Raw genomic sequence first — 17,112 nt, 5'->3', positions numbered from 1 at the left:
GGTTTTTTATATAGACTCAGTTTCTCTTTCAATTAACGACAATCATTTTTAACATTTAGATAATTATCGGCAGCCAGCCCTCACCCAACAAAATTCCGTACTTCAACCGGCGATAACGATGTTTGCTTTTTAAAGAAGTTTGAAAAATGTGACAACTGCTCGAAGCCCAGGCTATAGGCTATTTCCGAAATATTCCAGTCGGTTTGTTTAAGCAGGATGCGGGCCTCCTGGATGAGCCTGTTGGCTATATGTTCGGTGGTTGTTTTTCCAGTGCTTTCTTTTAATACCTTATTGAGATGGTTACTATGAACAGCGAGCCTGTCGGCATAGTCCTTCGCAGTACGCAGGATAACCCTTTGATCGGGTGATGCTATTGGAAACTGCCTCTCAAGCAATTCAATAAACAGGGATGATACCCTTGCCGATGCATTATGAATATTACTGTAATTGGTAAGCGGTTGCAGTTTCTGACCATAATGAATTAGCTCCAGCACATAGTTCCTGAGCAGGTCATATTTGTACAGATAGCCGGATGCTATTTCCTGCTGCATTTTTTTAAAGATGAACGCGATCTCATCGGCCTGTTCGTCGGTGAGCATAAATACAGGACAGCCTCCGGGACTGAAAATAGGAAGTGAATCCAGCACCACACCGCTTTTTGATTTCACTAAAAAGTCATCAGTAAAAATACAGAAATAGCCAGACTGGTCCAGATCCTGTGGTTTCCAACTATAAGGGATTTTTGGGGTACCAAATACCAGCGCATTTTTTTCAATATTGATTACTTTATCTGCGTATTCAGCTATGTTTCGGCCCCTCACCAGGTTTATTTTATAATATAACCTGCGATTGTAAGGCACATGGGTAGGATCCTTCTTTATTTTAGCAATGATATCGCTAAGGTTGAATACATTAAAATGCCCTATCTGGTTATTGATATCAGCCGGAAGCAGGTCTCCCACCGTGCTGTTGGTACGCTCGGCGGCGTTTTTATAAAAATCCTCTACTGTTACTGTTTTCACCTTTTGCTTTAATGATCTACACAAACTTAATGATAACTACATCACTATTTGCTTCAGGTAAATCAGTTCTTACAAAACCCAAACAAAAGTTTTCAGTAGATCAACACTTTATATTTTCCGGAGGCAAAACAAACTTAATACATAACAGAAATGTTATTTGAATTTAATAAATACCACTAACAGATAATAAAAAGAAACCGCCTCATAATTGACTTACGAGGCGGCTTCTTTTTATGTAACACCGGTATTAATAACCCGGGTTTTGGTACATCTTAACAGGATCAAGCTTGTACTCATCAAACGGAATCGGATAATAACGATCTTTAGTAGTGAAGTTTGCTAATGAAGCCAAACCAAAATCAGTTTGCTTTTTGGCGTGGAAATAAGCTACCAGTTCAGCATCGTTAAAGGTACGCAACAGGTCATACCAGCGGTGATGCTCAAAGGCAAGCTCAACACGGCGCTCATGCAAAATAGCCAATTTTAAGGTTGGATATTTGGTAGCATAATCGCTATTGGTCATTGATACAGCGTAAGTTGGCATACCTGCACGTACACGCACCTGGTCAAGCAAATTGATAGCTGCAGCCTGATCGCCAAGGTAATTGTCAACTTCAGCCAATGAAAGCATTACATCAGCAAAACGCATCAAGATCCAGTCGTTACCACCGTAACCTTTGTCGGTTGCTTTATCACTGTTATCTCTGAATTTGGTTACAAACCAATCTTTTACAGTTGGATCGTTTGCGAATTTTACCGAAAAAGCCATACGTGGGTCATTTGCTTCATACTCATTAATCAAATCGTGGGTAACATTATAACCCGCACCTGAAGATTTAACCCTGGAGTTTATAGTTTCGCCTTTAGCCTGAAAGTTGCCGGCTATTGCCGAACTATAATTAATATCTCCCTGGATGTTCACGATCTGGAAGATCAGTTCGGGACATGTGGTTTTCTTGGCTACGTCAAAAACATCAGTATAAGGAATGGTACTCAATGTACCGAAAGTACGCATGTTGTAAGCATTCGTTAAATATATTTTAGCGTTGGTTAAATTAGTTGTGCGGTTTGCCTGATCCTGAGTAGTTGCCATAGTAAGATACACCTGCCCTAACAAGAAATTAGCAGCGGCTTTTGAGGTTCTGCCTGTAGAAGCCTGCAGGTTAGGTAGCGGGCTGTTATTGATAACATCGAGCAAGTCGGCCACTATTTGCTGATAAACCACAGCTTGTTTTTCGCGAAAAGTAGCTGCAGGCAAATCAGCATAACCCAATTGTTTGGTAACCAATGGCACATCACCCCAAAGGCGTACTAATTCAAAATAGGTAAACGCACGTAAAAATTTAGCTTCTGCAATATATTGCAACTTTACACTGTTATCGGGGAATGACACAGCATCAATATGCGATAATACCACGTTGGCCCTGGTAACTGTACCATATAATGATACCCAGTGAGATTTCAAGTAGGTATTACTCGGAAGTATTGAAAAGTTACCGAACTGGAATGGTTCGCCTGCGTTTGACTGGTTATCCTGCGTACCGGTATCGTCCGAGCGCTGATCTGTCCATAAGTCGCTACTTTCGCCAACGTTGTTACCGCTGCGTAATGATTGGTAGATGCCGTTTACTGCTAACAACACATCGTTAGGGGTTTTATAACTCGCATCAACCGTTATAGCGTTGGGGTCACTCTGATTTAAAAAGTCTTTTTTACAAGACGGGCTTATCGCCACAGCCGCCGTAAGGCAGGCAATAGTTACAAATTTTTTATTCATCTCTATATCTCTTTAAAAAATTCATTAAAAAGTAACATTAACACCTAAGTTGTATGACCTAACCAGCGGGTATGTACCATAATCGATACCTGGTGCAAGGTTGGCAGGCTGGGTATTGTTTGACGCAGCGCCTGAATAGTTATAATCCACATCAGGGTTATAACCTTTGTACTTGGTGATTGTGAAGGCATTCACAACACTGGCAAAAACGCGTGCTTTGCTTAAACCTAAAGTTTGCTGTAAAAAATTAGGCAGTGTGTAACCTAAGGTAAGGTTGGTACAACGCAGATATGAGCCGCTTTGCAGGTAGAAAGTTGATAAACGGGTGCTGTTACTTTGTGTACCGGCACGTGAAGCGCGGTAAAATGAACCATCTCCCGGTTCAGCTTCATTACGGTAACGTTGTGCAACATTAGCGTATTGGTTACCGGAACCTTCGCCGTTGTACAAATAGTAATCCTGTCCGTCAAGGATCTTGTTACCATATGAACCATTGAATGACGCACCAAAGTCAAAGCGTTTGTAAGTACTGTTAAGGGCAAAACCGTAAGTAAATTTAGCATATGGCGAACCGATTATGGTTTTATCAGCGTCGTTGACAATACCATCTTTATTGGTATCTACAAACCAAAGGTCGCCGATTTTGGCCGGGTTAGTTTGTGAAGCAGACGGAGCAGTTTTACCTACGTTAGAGGCATTGATTATGCCACCAACCTGGAAACCATAGAACATACCGATAGGCTGGCCCTGGGTAGTTATGCTGGTAAGGTACGAACGCTCGGCACCGTTGATGATCAGGGTGTTTTGAGCAGGCAGTTTAACTACTTTGTTGCGGTTTAATGAGATGTTGCCGCTTGCACCCAAGGTAAAATCTTTAGTGTTAACTATCTTGCCATCTAACTGCAAGTCAAAACCGGTGTTACGGATCTTTGAATCGCGCAGGTTAGTTAAGATAGTGGTACTGCCGGATATTGCCGAAATTGGCTGATTATACAACAGGTTATATGAATAACTTAAATAATAGTTGGCAATGATCTGTAAACGGCCGTTAAATAAACCGATATCGGTACCAAAGTTATACTGCGATGTAGTTTCCCAGCTTAATTTTGGATCCTTTAAACCACCAGGATATGTAGCAGTTGCAATACCACCGTTTAACACCGCGCCAACGGGACTGGCCAATGTTTGGGTGATAGCATAGTTAGGGATATTGAAGTTACCGCTTTTACCCCAGCTTGCACGGATCTTAACTGTTGACTGATCGCCAAGGAAATTGTGATAGAATGACTCATCAGATAAATTCCACCCGGCGGCTACCGACGGGAAATAGCCATACCTGTTTGTTAAACCAAAACGTGATGAACCATCCGCACGGAATGATGCGGTTAAGAAATATTTACCGGCGTAATTATAATTTGCACGACCAAGATATGATAATAAAGTGTAAGTACTTTTAGAAGCTGAGTTTAAGCTAAAGAAAGCCGCATCTGCACCTTTGCCTGAAATTTCGGGCACGTAATCACTTTGGAAACCGTTTGCTTTTACACTCGTGTAATCGCTTGTAGTTTTTTGAGCAGTGTAACCGGCCAAAGCATCAAAATGATGTTTGCCAAATTGTTTGGTATAGTTTAAGGTAAACTCGGCCAGCCTGTCAACATTGAGCAGATACGACGCCTGCGCGTTGGCCGCGTTGATAGCCTGCGACGATCCCGGAGGGTTAGCACCCGAGCTTAAAGTAGTTGGATAGTAATAATCGTATTTTTCAGTATAAGCCTGCGTACCCAAATTGGTTTTGAAGTTAAGACCAGGTAAAATGTTATAAGTAACATTTGCATTATAAGTGCTGCGATAACCTTTTCGGGTTATTTTAATACGATCGGCAAGGGCAAGCGGGTTTTCAATACTTTGGTAGCCATATTGAGATGAACCTGCTGCTTCAACGTTGGTTTGGTATGAGCCATCAGCATTATAAGCAGGCAGATAAGGCATATAGATCAAAGCCCCTAAAATTGGGCTATGGTCAAAACGGCCTTCCTGTGTTTCCTGGTTGGTATTTTGAGTGTAAGATATGTTTGCGCCAATGTGAATACGTTTGCTTACATCACCATCGATATTGGTACGGAAGTTATAACGTTGCTGGCCTGTATTTAAAATAATACCCGGTTGATTTTGGTATGCACCGCTTACATAATAACGAACACCATTTGAAGCACCTGAAAACGACAAAGTGTGTTTTTGAAAAAATGTGTTGCGGTATAACTCATCCTGCCAATCGGTATGTACTGTTTGTTTAATAGGGGTTTGCGAAGCAAAATCATATAAGCCATTAGGAATACTTACACTGCCCGAGTTACCAACGTTAGTAACGCGGGTTGCGTTGTTATCAGAATACATGGCGTCGTTCCAGGTATGGCCTGAGTTTATCCAAAGGTCATGATAAGCGTTGTTACGACCGTCGATAACCAACAGGGCTGCCTGATCTGCGTCAAGCAGTTTCACTTTGTGGGCAAGTTGGTCAACGCCTGTTTGCACGTCATACTCAAAACGGCCTTTACCTTCTTTACCTTTTTTAGTAGTGATCAATACCACACCGCCAGATGCGCGTGAACCGTAGATAGCGGCAGATGCAGCATCTTTCAAAATATCGATGCTTTCGATGTCATCAGGGTTAATGAAGATATCATTACCGGCCGGGTAACCATCAATTACATATAGGGGATCAGAGCTGGCGTTGAATGAGCCAACGCCCCTTACCCTGATTTTAGTGCTTGTATATGGAGCACCGCTGGTTTGGGACACTTGTACACCTGATACCTTACCAGCAAGGGCCTGCCCCAATGAAGGTGCAGAAAGATTAAGATCACTGGCTTTAACGCTGGCAATAGAACCGGTAACATCACTTTTACGAATAGACTGATAACCGATGGCCACCACCTCGTTAAGCATGTTTGATTTTGGTTTCATCTTAACGTTAATGGTTGATGAACCGCCAACAGTTATTTCCTGCTGCTCATAACCAATAAAGTTAAAAACCAGCACGGCGCCTTCATCGGCCGAAATGGTATATTTACCATTTGTGTTAGTTGCAGTACCTTTATCAGCCCCTTTGATCCGAACTGATACGCCGGGTAACGGAAGATTAGTTTCGTCGGTAACAATACCGGTGATTTGGTTTACGTTATATATAATATTTTTTGCCGAAGCGTTTGAGATAAAAGGTTTTAGCAAAACCAGTAAAAACAATACAGGAATTAAAAAAAACCCGCTCAAAAGATTTGGATTAATCTTTTTATTCATATTTTTAAAATTGATTGTTGAAAGAAATGACTTAAAGCCTTGGACCGCTTTTGAGTTATTTGACAATTATCCCGGACCAGGTGAGTGTTAGCGCATTCACCGGTTCTTAGTTTTTATCGCCGGGCCCGATGTTAAGTTGAAGTTATGTTACATAGGCGATATTTTTAAAGACATGAGCAAAAAATTAATAATTTAATAATTATTATTGCGTTATCATTAAATAATATTAATACAGAGTTGTTAATATTGTAATAATGACAGCAAAGCTAAACCTGCTATCTTAACCAAAGGATACCTTAGTGTTAAATTTACATTAAACAAAAAATAGAAAAATACCTGCCTCTTTGCAGGATTTTTTACTTTAGCCGGTTGTTTAATACTACCATGAAGTAGTGGTAAAATTCACGTTATTTTTCCGTGGTGAGGTTACGGCTATCCCTTTCTCCCCACCACCGAGCAAGGAAAAACCTTCCAGCTCATCGTCCCTGTCAATACCATCAACCTGACTTAGCACCACCTGTTTACCGGCTTCAATTGATTTTTTAAGATCAACATAAGTAAACCGCCATTGCCTGCCCTCAAGCTTATTCTGGATCAGCATTAAAATGCCTTTATCAGCTTTCCAAAACAGATTTTGTACCCAGGGTGTACATGTAAATTTTTTGTAAAGCACGCCGGGTTCCTTCGTGCTTTTGGCTTTGGCCAGTTTTTCTGGGTCGTATAAACGCACTTCGTTGCCGTGATCACCATAATCTGCAGTGGCTACATACCACTTATTATTATATTTTACATATTCCGGACGGGTGCCCTGGATACAGGCATCATCCTCAATGGTATTAATTAAATTACCATCAAGCGTACCGGTTTTAAGCAGGCCCTTCCAGTTCACATTATAAATTACTGCCCTCCACTGGCTGCCCGCTGCATTAAGGCGGATGGAATTACCTATAAATGTCGGGCCCTTATCATTGTTATAAGCTATACCGGTAGGGTGGTTAATAATATCCTGCCCGTTTTGGGTTAGCTTATATTCCTTATGCAGATATACCAGGCTGTCATTTTCCAGCTTAAACTCCCGGATCATTCCAACTTCCCTGTCACCATATAAAAATATGCGACCGTCTTGGTATGAAATGCCCTGGCAGGCGCCCAACGAGTCGATTGTTATGGCACGGTTAAGTTTATGATCAATCGTACCGGTGGTGATGCTGACAACACCTAAAACAACAGCTATTATAGTTAAAGTAAGCTTTTGCATAAGTTTAAATAAAGTAATTACATTAGTGATCAGGCGATAACTTTAAGCTTTTCGCGTTCTGCCTTCAGCTCCTAACGGGGGTCAAGTGGTTCGTCAGGATCAATTTGTTTGGCTTCTTCTACCGGGTAATATTCAACTTCGGTTTCGGAGTTACGCCTGGCCAGTTTGTAAGGCACATAGTTCAGTTCCCTTTGGCAGCGGGCATCCATATTCATAATAAAATCGGTTTGTGATTTATCGGTTACCACAATACCGGGCTTATCGGCAGGGATGCCATATTTATAAATAAGCCTGGCACTGTTACGCATATTTGTTGTAGTATGACGTGCATGAGGTTCAATGATGATCACATTTTCAGGAATATGAAGGGTTTTCATTAAATAAACCTTCATTTCCCCGGCTTCATTATACTTTGTTTTATATGGATGCACATTGCCGCCCGATACAATGATAAACGGCGCCTTTCCCGCCTTGTACTCCTGTACGGCCAGCCTGCAGCGCAGCATCCCCTCCCCGCTCAATGGCGATGTTAAATTATCCGGACCAGCGCCAGGTACAAGAATATTTGAATAAGGATAATCGGCCCATTTAATGGTTTTGATACGGGTTACGGCAGCTTTGTTTGCGTTTAGCTCCATTGGCTCGTAATTGGCAGGGTCCTGCCTTTCGTTGATCTGCAGATAGAGCAGGGCTGCCTGCATAGCGGGTTCAAAAAACAGCTTTGTTCCTTTAATATCACCTAACAATGTAGCAGAAGCATCATACATTAGCGTAAAATATGCTCTCGATTTAATATTGTAGCTGATAGAGTCTATCTGCGGATAATTAGGCTTTTTGCCTTCAGCATAAACGCCAATAGTGTAATTGATGCTACCTGCGTCCTGCTCCCATGCTTTTATAAGCAATTGCTCGGGCGATAGCTTTTTATACAAGCTGTAAAGACCCGATGGGATCAGTTTCGATTTAACCATCCTGTTAAGCGCGTTACCTGTTTTATATAGTGCTGCAAGCCGGTCGCTTACGGTTTTGATGTCATCATCAGTTAGTTTTGCCGCAGTTACTAAGCACGCCGCGTCTTTACAATCAGTGAGGGAAGTGCTAAGGGCGCTTAGCTTTTTCTGAGTGAGCTGTGCCAGTTCAGGATCGTTTTTAAGTAAAGTGCTTACTTCGGCATCCTGCTCAAGTAAAGTCAGCAGGCCGTAGTTTTTAATCTTTATATAATCTGTCGGGGCATTTTTAACAGGGGCCTGGGTTTGCGCGAAGGCACTTATACCGCCTAATCCAAGCATGGTTAGTAGCAGGAGTTTTTTCATTAAGCTGTTTTTTAACAAGCCGCAAATAACGTCTAAGCAGATAAACTCAAAGTTAACTACCGGTAACTTTCCTCTTACAAAACAGGCCTAATTTCAATTTTAATTAAGATATACCATCTTTAGGCGTAAAAAATCCATATCAAATTTGATATTTGCAAAAGCTGATAAATCTTTCAAACTTCATCTATGGAAAATACTGCCTTATTAAAAGCCATTATTGAAAATGCTATCGATGGCATTATTACTATCGATGAACGGGGAATAGTCGAATCTATAAATCCTTCGGCCTGCAGGTTATTTCAATATGAGCCTCATGAAGTTATCGGCAAAAATGTATCGATACTGATGCCCCAGCCATACCGGCAGGAACATGATCATTATATCAATCGATATCAAACTACCGGTAAACCACATATCATTGGTATAGGTCGTGAAGTAACAGGCTTGCGTAAAGACGGCACCCAATTCCCGTTCAGACTTGGGGTTAGTGACGTAAATTTTTCGGGGCGTAAAATATATGCCGGTTTTATACACGACCTTAGCCGTGAGAAGGAAGCAGAGGACAAGCTAAAGGAATACACATCACACCTGGAGGAAGTGGTAGAGGAACGCACGCTCTCCTTAAAACAATTTGTTCTTGAACTGCAAAAAGCCAAAGAAGAAGTGAGCCAGTCCCTCGAAAAAGAGAAAGAACTGGGACAATTGAAAAGCCGTTTTGTTTCCATGGCATCGCATGAGTTTCGTACGCCACTAAGCGCTGTTCAATTATCGGCCTCGCTTATTGATAAATATGCCGAGCCTTTGCACAGCCTGCAGATTAGCAAGCATGTTAATAAAATCAAAAACGCCGTTGGCAACCTCACTACCATTCTGAATGATTTTCTCTCGCTCGAAAAACTGGAAGCCGGGCGTATTGAACCGTCATACACCAGGTTTGACCTGGTTAAGCTGGCCGAAGAGCTAACTGAAGAAATGCAGATTATGGCCAAGCAAAACCAAAATATCCTTTATCAGCATACAGGTACAGATAGTATGGTTTACCTCGATATTAACCTGCTCAAAAACTGCATCATCAACCTCATCACAAACGCCATCAAATATTCGGGCGAGGACAGCTTTATTGAATTTAGTACTGAAATAAATGCTTCCGGCTGTTCCATTACTGTAAAAGATAATGGCATAGGCATTCCCGAAAGCGACCAGAAGCATTTATTTGAAGCATTTTTCAGAGCGCACAATACAGGCAATATAGCGGGTACCGGTTTAGGCCTTAATATTGTGGCCCGGTACACTGCCCTTATGAACGGCAGGGTTGATTTTCAAAGTAACGTAAACGAGGGTACTTCATTCACCATTTCATTTTCCGCATCATGAACCAAAAAATCCTGATCATCGAAGATAACAACGATATCCGCGAAAACGTGGTAGAAATACTGGGACTGGCCGGTTACACGGTATTTGAAGCCGATAATGGTAAAACCGGTATTGAACTGGCCGTTAACAACCTGCCCGATGTAATACTTTGCGATATCATGATGCCCGAGCTTGATGGTTATGGCGTTTTATTTATGCTGAATAAAAATCCCGAAACCGCCGCCATACCTTTTATATTTTTAACCGCAAAGGCCGAACGGATTGACCAACGTAAAGGCATGGAAATGGGTGCCGATGATTACTTAACCAAGCCTTTTGATGATATTGAACTGCTGAACGCCATTGAAAGCAGGCTCAGGAAAAAAACTGCCCAGCAAAGCTTTTATAGTCAATCTCTCGAAAACCTAAACTCAATTGTATCGAAGAATAGCGGTCTCACTGAACTTAAACGTATTATTAGCGAACGCAAGGTGCGCCTGTTTAAAAAAGACCAGGTAATTTATTACGATGGTGATAAGGGGAATGGCTTGTACCTGATATTGAAAGGCAGAGTTAAAACCGTTAAACTGGCAAACGATGGCCGTGAGCTGATGACCGCCATCCACTCTGCCGAGGAATACCTTGGGGTAAATGCCATGCTCTCGAACGAGGCTTACACAGATACAGCAACCACCCTGGAGGATAGCCAGCTGTGCCTGATCCCGAAAGACCAACTGGATAACCTGCTCAATTTATACCCTGATATTGCGCGTGAGTTTATCAAACTGCTTTCTAATCATATCCGCGACCGGGAAGAGCAATTATTGCAGCTTGCGTATAACTCAGTACGGAAAAGGATGGCCGATACCCTGGTGCGACTGCATAAACAGCAGGGTGGGGATTTCAAAATTTCGCGGGAAGACCTTGCTGCTATGGCCGGTGTGGCAACTGAAACTGTGAGCCGTACCCTTACCGATTTTAAAGATGAAAACCTAATCGATAAAAAAGGAAGCCAGATCACCGTACTTTCGCCCGAACGGCTGGCCAAAATGAAAAACTGACCGCTGCTATTTTTAGATGATCCTGCTCATTCACTGAGCAATGGCTTGATTACAACAAACCATTTGCACCCCTGTGCAACCTATTTTTGTATCAACACCAACAGCTCCTGTGGCGTTTCATAAGTTGTACCTTTGTAGCTGAGTACTTTAGCGCCAACGCATACGGTATCAACGGTTTTGGTAGTGTGTGTAATATAGATCTTCCCGCGCACGTCCGGTTCTGTACCGTCACTCACCATCTTCATACCGGTTAGCAATTGCATAACACTATCAATTCCCGGCTTTTTGTTAAAGTTTTTTTCTTTCCCTTCGGGGAAGTAATAATCAAACTTATCGCAGGTGATCCTGAACTGTGTTTCGCGGCCAAGCTCGGTGAACTTAAATTTGATGGATTGGACATCATCATTTGAGCTGGTTTCGCTTTTGCAGGCCGCAAATGACAGTGCTGCAAGGAAAATAAGTTTATAACTTTTCATTATCAGTTCGATATTACGGTTCCAATAAAGTTAAGGTGTTTACCAATAGAATAAAAGTTGATATAAAAATCCTCTCAGGGGCAGGGACCTATTTCAATTCATCCAACACCCTAAACATTTTCTCCTTTATACTCCTGTTCGGGCCGCTGAAATTATTAACCATGATAGAAAAACAAAGCTCTCGGCCGTTTTTGGTTTGATAACCGGCATAACACAACACATTATTGATGCTGCCGCTTTTCATTTTCATATCATTATAAACCGGCAGACTTGTATAAAAATCAGCAAACCAGCTTTCCTTCTTTGCCGATTGCAGGATGCGGGCCAGCGTTAACGTAGTTACCCTGTCACCGGGCGAAAGGCCGCTGCCGTCGTAAATATTCATGCTGCGGGTATCTATACCTTTGGCCGCCCAAAACTTTTGTACCTCATCCACACCATTTGCCGTTGTAGGCTTGCGTCCCTGTTTCCAGGCTATGGTTTTGAGTAACTGCTCGGCGTACAGGTTAATACTTTTCTGGTTAAGCCAGTAAATTATTTTGCTTAAAGTTGGTGATGATATAGTTGCCAGATTTTTAGCATTTACAGGCAATGGCAGGTTTTTAGCGCTCAAAGTATTGGCTGACTCCGGCTCATTACCGATAATGATACCTAAACTCCTCAGCGTATCATTGAGCCGCAACGCAGCATCATAAGCAGCATCAGGGACAGCGGCCGAAATACTTTTTTTCTCCTGATCAACAGCATAAGTTCCGCGCAGATATATTACTTTACTGCCAACCGGTAAAAAAGCATAAGCATTATCGCCTGAGCCGGCAGAACCATTTGTCAACTCGCTTTTAAATGCAAGGTATGGCATCAGCGGAACAGTACGTGATATGCCAACCGGGCTACCAACCGCACCCGTACGCAGCTTTATATCAAACTGATTTTCGCGCCAGCAAAGGCCCGATGTACCGGCTCCGTAATAGTTGCCGATATCCTGCCAGATCCAGCCTTCGGGAATGGATTGGGTACCGAAAATGCTGTCATCGCCAATGATGCGGCCGTTAACTTTTTTGATCCCGGCCTTTCGCAAGGCGTCGGCCATAAGGGCCAATACATGCCCCTCTTTGGTTTGCTCATAACGCCAGCTGCCCAGGGTTGGGTCGCCGGCGCCTTTAATGACGATATCGCCGGTCAGGGTGCCATCGGCCCCAATCTCACCGGTATAACCTAATTGCGTTTGATATTGAAAATCGGGACCTAAAATATTAAAAGCCGTAATACTGGTAATGGTTTTAAGCGTTGAAGCGGTAGCCAAACCCATGTTAGGGCTACCGCCAAACACCTGTTCCCCGGTTTTGGCATCAAGTACGGTTAATGATACTGAAGCATAATTGCATTGGCTATCCGCCTGCAACCTCCCAAAAGCATTTGATATTTTTTGCTGAAGCGTTTGCGCCGCAACAGACTCTCCTATAAATAAAAAACTAATTACCAGTAAGCGCCTCATCCTGTTTTTTAACGTTCCGTTGCGAAATATAATATATGGGCACACCAATCAATACAATAATTAAGCCCGGCCAGGTAAACTGCGGTTTGTAAATGATCAACAATACACAAAATATCAGTCCCATAATAATGTATATGGCAGGCAAAATTGGGTATCCCAGTGCTTTATAAGGGCGCTCAGCATTTGGATGTTTTCTCCGCAGGATATAAATGCCGAAGATGGTAAGAACATAAAAAATAACCACTACAAAGGATATCATATCCAACAAATCACCGTAACGGCCGCTTAGGCAAAGTATCGAAGCTACCACGGCCTGAATCCATAAACCAAACTCGGGCACGCCAGATTTATTTAATTCACCTGTTTGTTTAAAGAATAACCCATCTTTTGCCATAGTGTAATAAACCCTTGCACCCGAAAGTATCAGGCCGTTATTGCAGCCAAAAGTTGATATCATGATCATTATTGCAATGATATAAGTACCGAGATTACCAAATATGATATGCGATGCAGCTACAGCAACACGGTCTTTATCGGCAGTTGCGATATCATGCATAGATAGCACGCCAGTATAAGCAACGTTAGCTGATACGTAAATGATAGTTACTATTAAAGTCCCTAAACCAAGACTTAGGGCAACATCCCTTTTAGGGTTTTTCATTTCACCTGCTATAAAGGTTACGCTATTCCATGCATCACTACTGAATATCGAACCTACCATCGAAGCTGCAATAGCACCCATGGCAGCAGCAAGGGTAAGACTAACAGTTGTATTATCCGCTTTAAGGTTATGAATATCCCAGGCGTTACTCCAGTTGGCATGCCATATTTCAGGCTTTAGCGCTACAAAACCAAATATGATCAAACCAAACAAACTTAAAAGCTTGGTAAGTGTGAATGTGGTTTGGATAAGTTTGCCACTTTTTACTCCTTTGGTATTAATATAAGTAAGTAATACAATGATGAAAATTGACATCAACTGAGCGGCGCTGATCTTTAAGAAACCGAGTTGAAAAAGAATGTTCTCCTCGCTAAGCGGATGAATCAAATAAGCAGCAAACTTACTAAAGGCCACCCCTACCGCCGCAATAGTACCTGTTTGGATCACTGCAAAAAAGCTCCAACCATATAAAAAAGCGATGAGCTTGTTGTAAGCCTCTTTTAAATAAACATATTGGCCGCCAGCTTTGGGAAACATACCGCTCAATTCGCCGTAGCTAAGGGCCGCGGTAAGGGTCATGAAACCGGTGATAACCCAGATAGCTATCAGCCAGCCGGCCGAGCCTACGTTACGGGTAATATCTGCACTAACAATAAATATACCTGAGCCTATCATGGATCCTGATACCAGCATGGTACCGTCCAGCAAGCTAAGCTCATGTTTCATTTTTGGTTGCGATGAGTTTTTCGCCATATATTGTTTTAGGGTTTAAATCTCTAAACTATTCAAAAAACTTTAATATTAACGATCACTATAGTAAATAAATAAAATTACTATTTTGCAATCACCAATTGTTATTAAACACTGTTAAACCAAGCAGTACTACTTTATTAAACCAAATTTGTGATATGGATTTTCTGAACAATTATTTAATTTATTTAATTCCTGTTTTGGGGCTTATCGGGATCCTTGTTATGGCTATTAAAGCCGCCTGGGTTACCAAACAAAACGCCGGTGACGGCGACATGGCCACACTCGCCGGTTACATTGCCGATGGCGCTATGGCCTTTTTACGTGCCGAATGGAAAATATTAGGCGGCTTTGTTGTGGTTGCCGGTATTTTGCTGGCATGGTCGGGCACAACGGTTACCACTTCAAGTCCTGTTATTGCCATATCATTTCTGATAGGCGCGTTTCTATCTGCCTTTGCAGGTTATCTGGGGATGCGTATTGCTACCAAAGCTAACGTACGTACTACACAGGCTGCACGCACCAGTTTGGCACAGGCATTAAAAGTATCATTCACCGGCGGAACAGTAATGGGCTTAGGCGTTGCCGGTTTGGCCATTATTGGTTTAGGATCGCTTTTTATTGTTTTTTATCAGTTTTATGTTGTTAAAGTAGCAGGCAGCAGTGTTAACGGCGAAGCCATGGCAAAAGCGCTTGACGTTTTAGCCGGTTTTTCATTAGGTGCAGAATCCATAGCGCTGTTTGCCCGTGTTGGCGGCGGCATTTACACAAAAGCGGCCGACGTAGGTGCCGACCTTGTTGGTAAAGTTGAAGCCGGTATCCCCGAGGATGACGTGCGCAACCCGGCCACCATTGCAGATAACGTAGGTGATAACGTAGGCGATGTTGCCGGTATGGGTGCCGACCTTTTTGGTTCATATGTAGCTACCATGCTTGCTACCATGGTATTGGGACGCGAGATTGTATCGCACGATAATTTCGGTGGTATTGCCCCCGTATTGCTGCCAATGGTAATTGCCGGCCTTGGCTTGATATTTTCGATAGTGGGCGCGGCTATGGTGAAAATCAAATCTGAAACCGACAGTGTGCAAAAAGCATTGAACATAGGTAACTGGGCATCAATTATACTAACTGCTATAGCTACATATTTTGTTGTACAATGGATGTTGCCTTCGGGCGAATTTCACATGGTGCGTGATGAAGTTAACGGGGTGGTAAAAACTGACGTGATACCTTTTACAAAAAACGGTGTTTTTGGATCGATATTGGTTGGCCTGGTAGTAGGTACTTTAATGTCGATTATAACCGAGTACTACACCGCCATGGGTAAACGACCGGTATTGAGCATTATCAGGCAGTCGTCAACCGGTCACGCTACCAATATTATTGGTGGTTTATCTGTAGGCATGGAATCAACCGTGTTGCCTATTCTTGTTTTGGCATCGGGTATTTATGGGTCATATTATTTTGCCGGTTTATATGGTGTAGCTATTGCCGCTGCCGGTATGATGGCAACAACGGCCATGCAACTGGCGATAGATGCTTTTGGGCCAATTGCGGATAATGCCGGGGGTATTGCCGAAATGAGCCGCCTGCCCGAAGAGGTTCGTCACCGTACCGACAACCTGGATGCTGTTGGCAACACTACGGCCGCTACCGGTAAAGGTTTTGCTATTGCTTCGGCAGCATTAACTTCACTGGCTTTATTTGCGGCTTTTGTGGGTGTTGCAGGTATTGAACATATTGATATTTATAAGGCCAACGTACTGGCAGGTCTGTTTGTTGGCGGAATGATTCCGTTCATTTTTTCTGCTTTAGCTATTGCGGCGGTGGGCAGGGCGGCTATGGCCATGGTAGAAGAAGTTAGGCGCCAGTTCCGCGAAATTCCGGGTATCATGACTTACGAGGGTAAACCAGAATACGAAAAATGTGTGGCTATCTCCACCAAAGCGTCGATCCGCGAAATGGTTGCCCCTGGTTTAATCGCACTGATCACCCCTATTATCATCGGTTTTGCCTTTGGCCCCGAAGTGTTAGGCGGCTTGCTGGCCGGTGTTACCGTATCGGGTGTATTGATGGGGATTTTCCAAAGCAATGCAGGTGGTGCATGGGACAACGCCAAAAAATCATTTGAAAAAGGCTGTGATATCAATGGCGAGATCTTCTACAAAAAATCGGAACCGCACAAAGCATCAGTAACAGGTGATACTGTAGGTGATCCGTTTAAAGATACTTCAGGCCCATCCATGAACATCCTTATTAAGTTAATGTCGATAGTTTCACTGGTTATTGCCCCGCACCTGAACAGCCATCCGGCTGCAACCAGCGCCAGTATCCAAAAAGAAATGAACAAACAACCTATGAGCATCCATATGGTTGTTAAAGCAGAGAAAAGCGTTTAATAGTTTTTATAGTTAATAAAGAGAGCCGCCTGTTGAGGGCGGCTTTTTTTGTCTGAACCAGAATTTATACGATTTGCCGGATTATCGGTTTATTAATAAGAACGGGCCGCGGAGAACATAGACGAGATTTGAGAACCTCTATTTAACATAATCCCTTTCACCTTTCACCTTTCACCTTTCACCTTTCACCTTTCACCTTTCACCTTTCACCTTTCACCTTTCACCTTTCACCTTTCACCTTTCACCT

Annotated in this window: 11 protein-coding genes; 3 read left to right on the top strand and 8 right to left on the bottom strand. The window is 42.7% G+C overall.

Annotated elements, in window-relative coordinates:
• Positions 1 to 80: 80 nt before the first annotated feature.
• From BLP33_RS00055 to BLP33_RS00035, 5 genes are all read right to left on the bottom strand, one after another.
• The gene (locus BLP33_RS00055) at positions 81 to 1,022 is read right to left on the bottom strand and encodes a helix-turn-helix domain-containing protein (protein WP_090523298.1); all 942 of its coding nucleotides are present in this window, start codon (positions 1,020 to 1,022) and stop codon (positions 81 to 83) included.
• A 247-nt stretch (positions 1,023 to 1,269) separates the two neighbouring features.
• Positions 1,270 to 2,799 carry a RagB/SusD family nutrient uptake outer membrane protein gene (locus tag BLP33_RS00050; protein ID WP_090523295.1) on the bottom strand — a complete coding sequence of 510 codons (1,530 nt, stop codon included), beginning with the start codon at positions 2,797 to 2,799 and terminating at the stop codon, positions 1,270 to 1,272.
• 24 nt (positions 2,800 to 2,823) lie between these two features.
• A complete protein-coding gene (locus tag BLP33_RS00045) occupies positions 2,824 to 6,096 on the bottom strand; it encodes a SusC/RagA family TonB-linked outer membrane protein (protein WP_090523292.1) in 3,273 nt (1,090 codons plus the stop codon).
• Between the two features lie 379 nt (positions 6,097 to 6,475).
• The gene (locus tag BLP33_RS00040; protein ID WP_090523290.1) at positions 6,476 to 7,354 is read right to left on the bottom strand and encodes a hypothetical protein; all 879 of its coding nucleotides are present in this window, start codon (positions 7,352 to 7,354) and stop codon (positions 6,476 to 6,478) included.
• Positions 7,355 to 7,425: 71 nt separating this feature from the next.
• Complete coding sequence (locus BLP33_RS00035; RefSeq protein WP_090523284.1) at positions 7,426 to 8,667, bottom strand: YdcF family protein; 1,242 nt, start codon at positions 8,665 to 8,667, stop codon at positions 7,426 to 7,428.
• 186 nt (positions 8,668 to 8,853) lie between these two features.
• Between BLP33_RS00035 and BLP33_RS00030 the strand changes: the two genes are divergently transcribed.
• Both BLP33_RS00030 and BLP33_RS00025 read left to right on the top strand, forming a co-directional pair.
• A complete protein-coding gene (locus BLP33_RS00030) occupies positions 8,854 to 10,041 on the top strand; it encodes a PAS domain-containing sensor histidine kinase (RefSeq protein ID WP_090523281.1) in 1,188 nt (395 codons plus the stop codon).
• Positions 10,038 to 11,081, top strand: coding sequence for a response regulator (locus BLP33_RS00025; RefSeq protein WP_090523277.1), 1,044 nt, complete (start codon positions 10,038 to 10,040; stop codon positions 11,079 to 11,081). Before BLP33_RS00030 ends, BLP33_RS00025 begins: the two co-directional genes overlap by 4 nt.
• An 80-nt stretch (positions 11,082 to 11,161) precedes the next feature.
• Here BLP33_RS00025 and BLP33_RS00020 read toward each other — a convergent pair whose 3' ends face one another.
• The 3 genes from BLP33_RS00020 to BLP33_RS00010 all read right to left on the bottom strand — a co-directional run bounded on the left by BLP33_RS00020 (position 11,162) and on the right by BLP33_RS00010 (position 14,466).
• Positions 11,162 to 11,557, bottom strand: coding sequence for a hypothetical protein (locus BLP33_RS00020; protein ID WP_090523270.1), 396 nt, complete (start codon positions 11,555 to 11,557; stop codon positions 11,162 to 11,164).
• An 88-nt stretch (positions 11,558 to 11,645) separates the two neighbouring features.
• A complete protein-coding gene (gene dacB, locus BLP33_RS00015) occupies positions 11,646 to 13,052 on the bottom strand; it encodes a D-alanyl-D-alanine carboxypeptidase/D-alanyl-D-alanine endopeptidase (RefSeq protein ID WP_090523268.1) in 1,407 nt (468 codons plus the stop codon).
• Positions 13,030 to 14,466 (bottom strand): APC family permease, encoded by a 1,437-nt coding sequence (locus tag BLP33_RS00010; RefSeq protein ID WP_090523263.1) that lies wholly within the window; start codon positions 14,464 to 14,466, stop codon positions 13,030 to 13,032. The genes dacB and BLP33_RS00010 overlap by 23 nt, the downstream gene beginning before the upstream one ends.
• Positions 14,467 to 14,621: 155 nt before the next feature.
• Between BLP33_RS00010 and BLP33_RS00005 the strand changes: the two genes are divergently transcribed.
• The gene (locus tag BLP33_RS00005) at positions 14,622 to 16,865 is read left to right on the top strand and encodes a sodium-translocating pyrophosphatase (protein ID WP_090523258.1); all 2,244 of its coding nucleotides are present in this window, start codon (positions 14,622 to 14,624) and stop codon (positions 16,863 to 16,865) included.
• Positions 16,866 to 17,112 lie beyond the last annotated feature (247 nt).

The sequence above is a fragment of the Mucilaginibacter sp. NFR10 genome, from assembly GCF_900100445.1.
Classification (GTDB): domain Bacteria; phylum Bacteroidota; class Bacteroidia; order Sphingobacteriales; family Sphingobacteriaceae; genus Mucilaginibacter; species Mucilaginibacter rubeus.
This window is presented reverse-complemented; position numbering and strand designations above follow the sequence as displayed.

Coding starts and splice junctions, on each gene's coding strand:
- BLP33_RS00005 (WP_090523258.1), top strand. CDS start 14,622: ATGGATTTTCTGAACAATTATTTAATTTATTTAATTCCTGTTTTGGGG.
- BLP33_RS00045 (WP_090523292.1), bottom strand. CDS start 6,096: ATGAATAAAAAGATTAATCCAAATCTTTTGAGCGGGTTTTTTTTAATT.
- BLP33_RS00025 (WP_090523277.1), top strand. CDS start 10,038: ATGAACCAAAAAATCCTGATCATCGAAGATAACAACGATATCCGCGAA.
- BLP33_RS00040 (WP_090523290.1), bottom strand. CDS start 7,354: ATGCAAAAGCTTACTTTAACTATAATAGCTGTTGTTTTAGGTGTTGTC.
- dacB (WP_090523268.1), bottom strand. CDS start 13,052: ATGAGGCGCTTACTGGTAATTAGTTTTTTATTTATAGGAGAGTCTGTT.
- BLP33_RS00030 (WP_090523281.1), top strand. CDS start 8,854: ATGGAAAATACTGCCTTATTAAAAGCCATTATTGAAAATGCTATCGAT.
- BLP33_RS00010 (WP_090523263.1), bottom strand. CDS start 14,466: ATGGCGAAAAACTCATCGCAACCAAAAATGAAACATGAGCTTAGCTTG.
- BLP33_RS00050 (WP_090523295.1), bottom strand. CDS start 2,799: ATGAATAAAAAATTTGTAACTATTGCCTGCCTTACGGCGGCTGTGGCG.
- BLP33_RS00020 (WP_090523270.1), bottom strand. CDS start 11,557: ATGAAAAGTTATAAACTTATTTTCCTTGCAGCACTGTCATTTGCGGCC.
- BLP33_RS00035 (WP_090523284.1), bottom strand. CDS start 8,667: ATGAAAAAACTCCTGCTACTAACCATGCTTGGATTAGGCGGTATAAGT.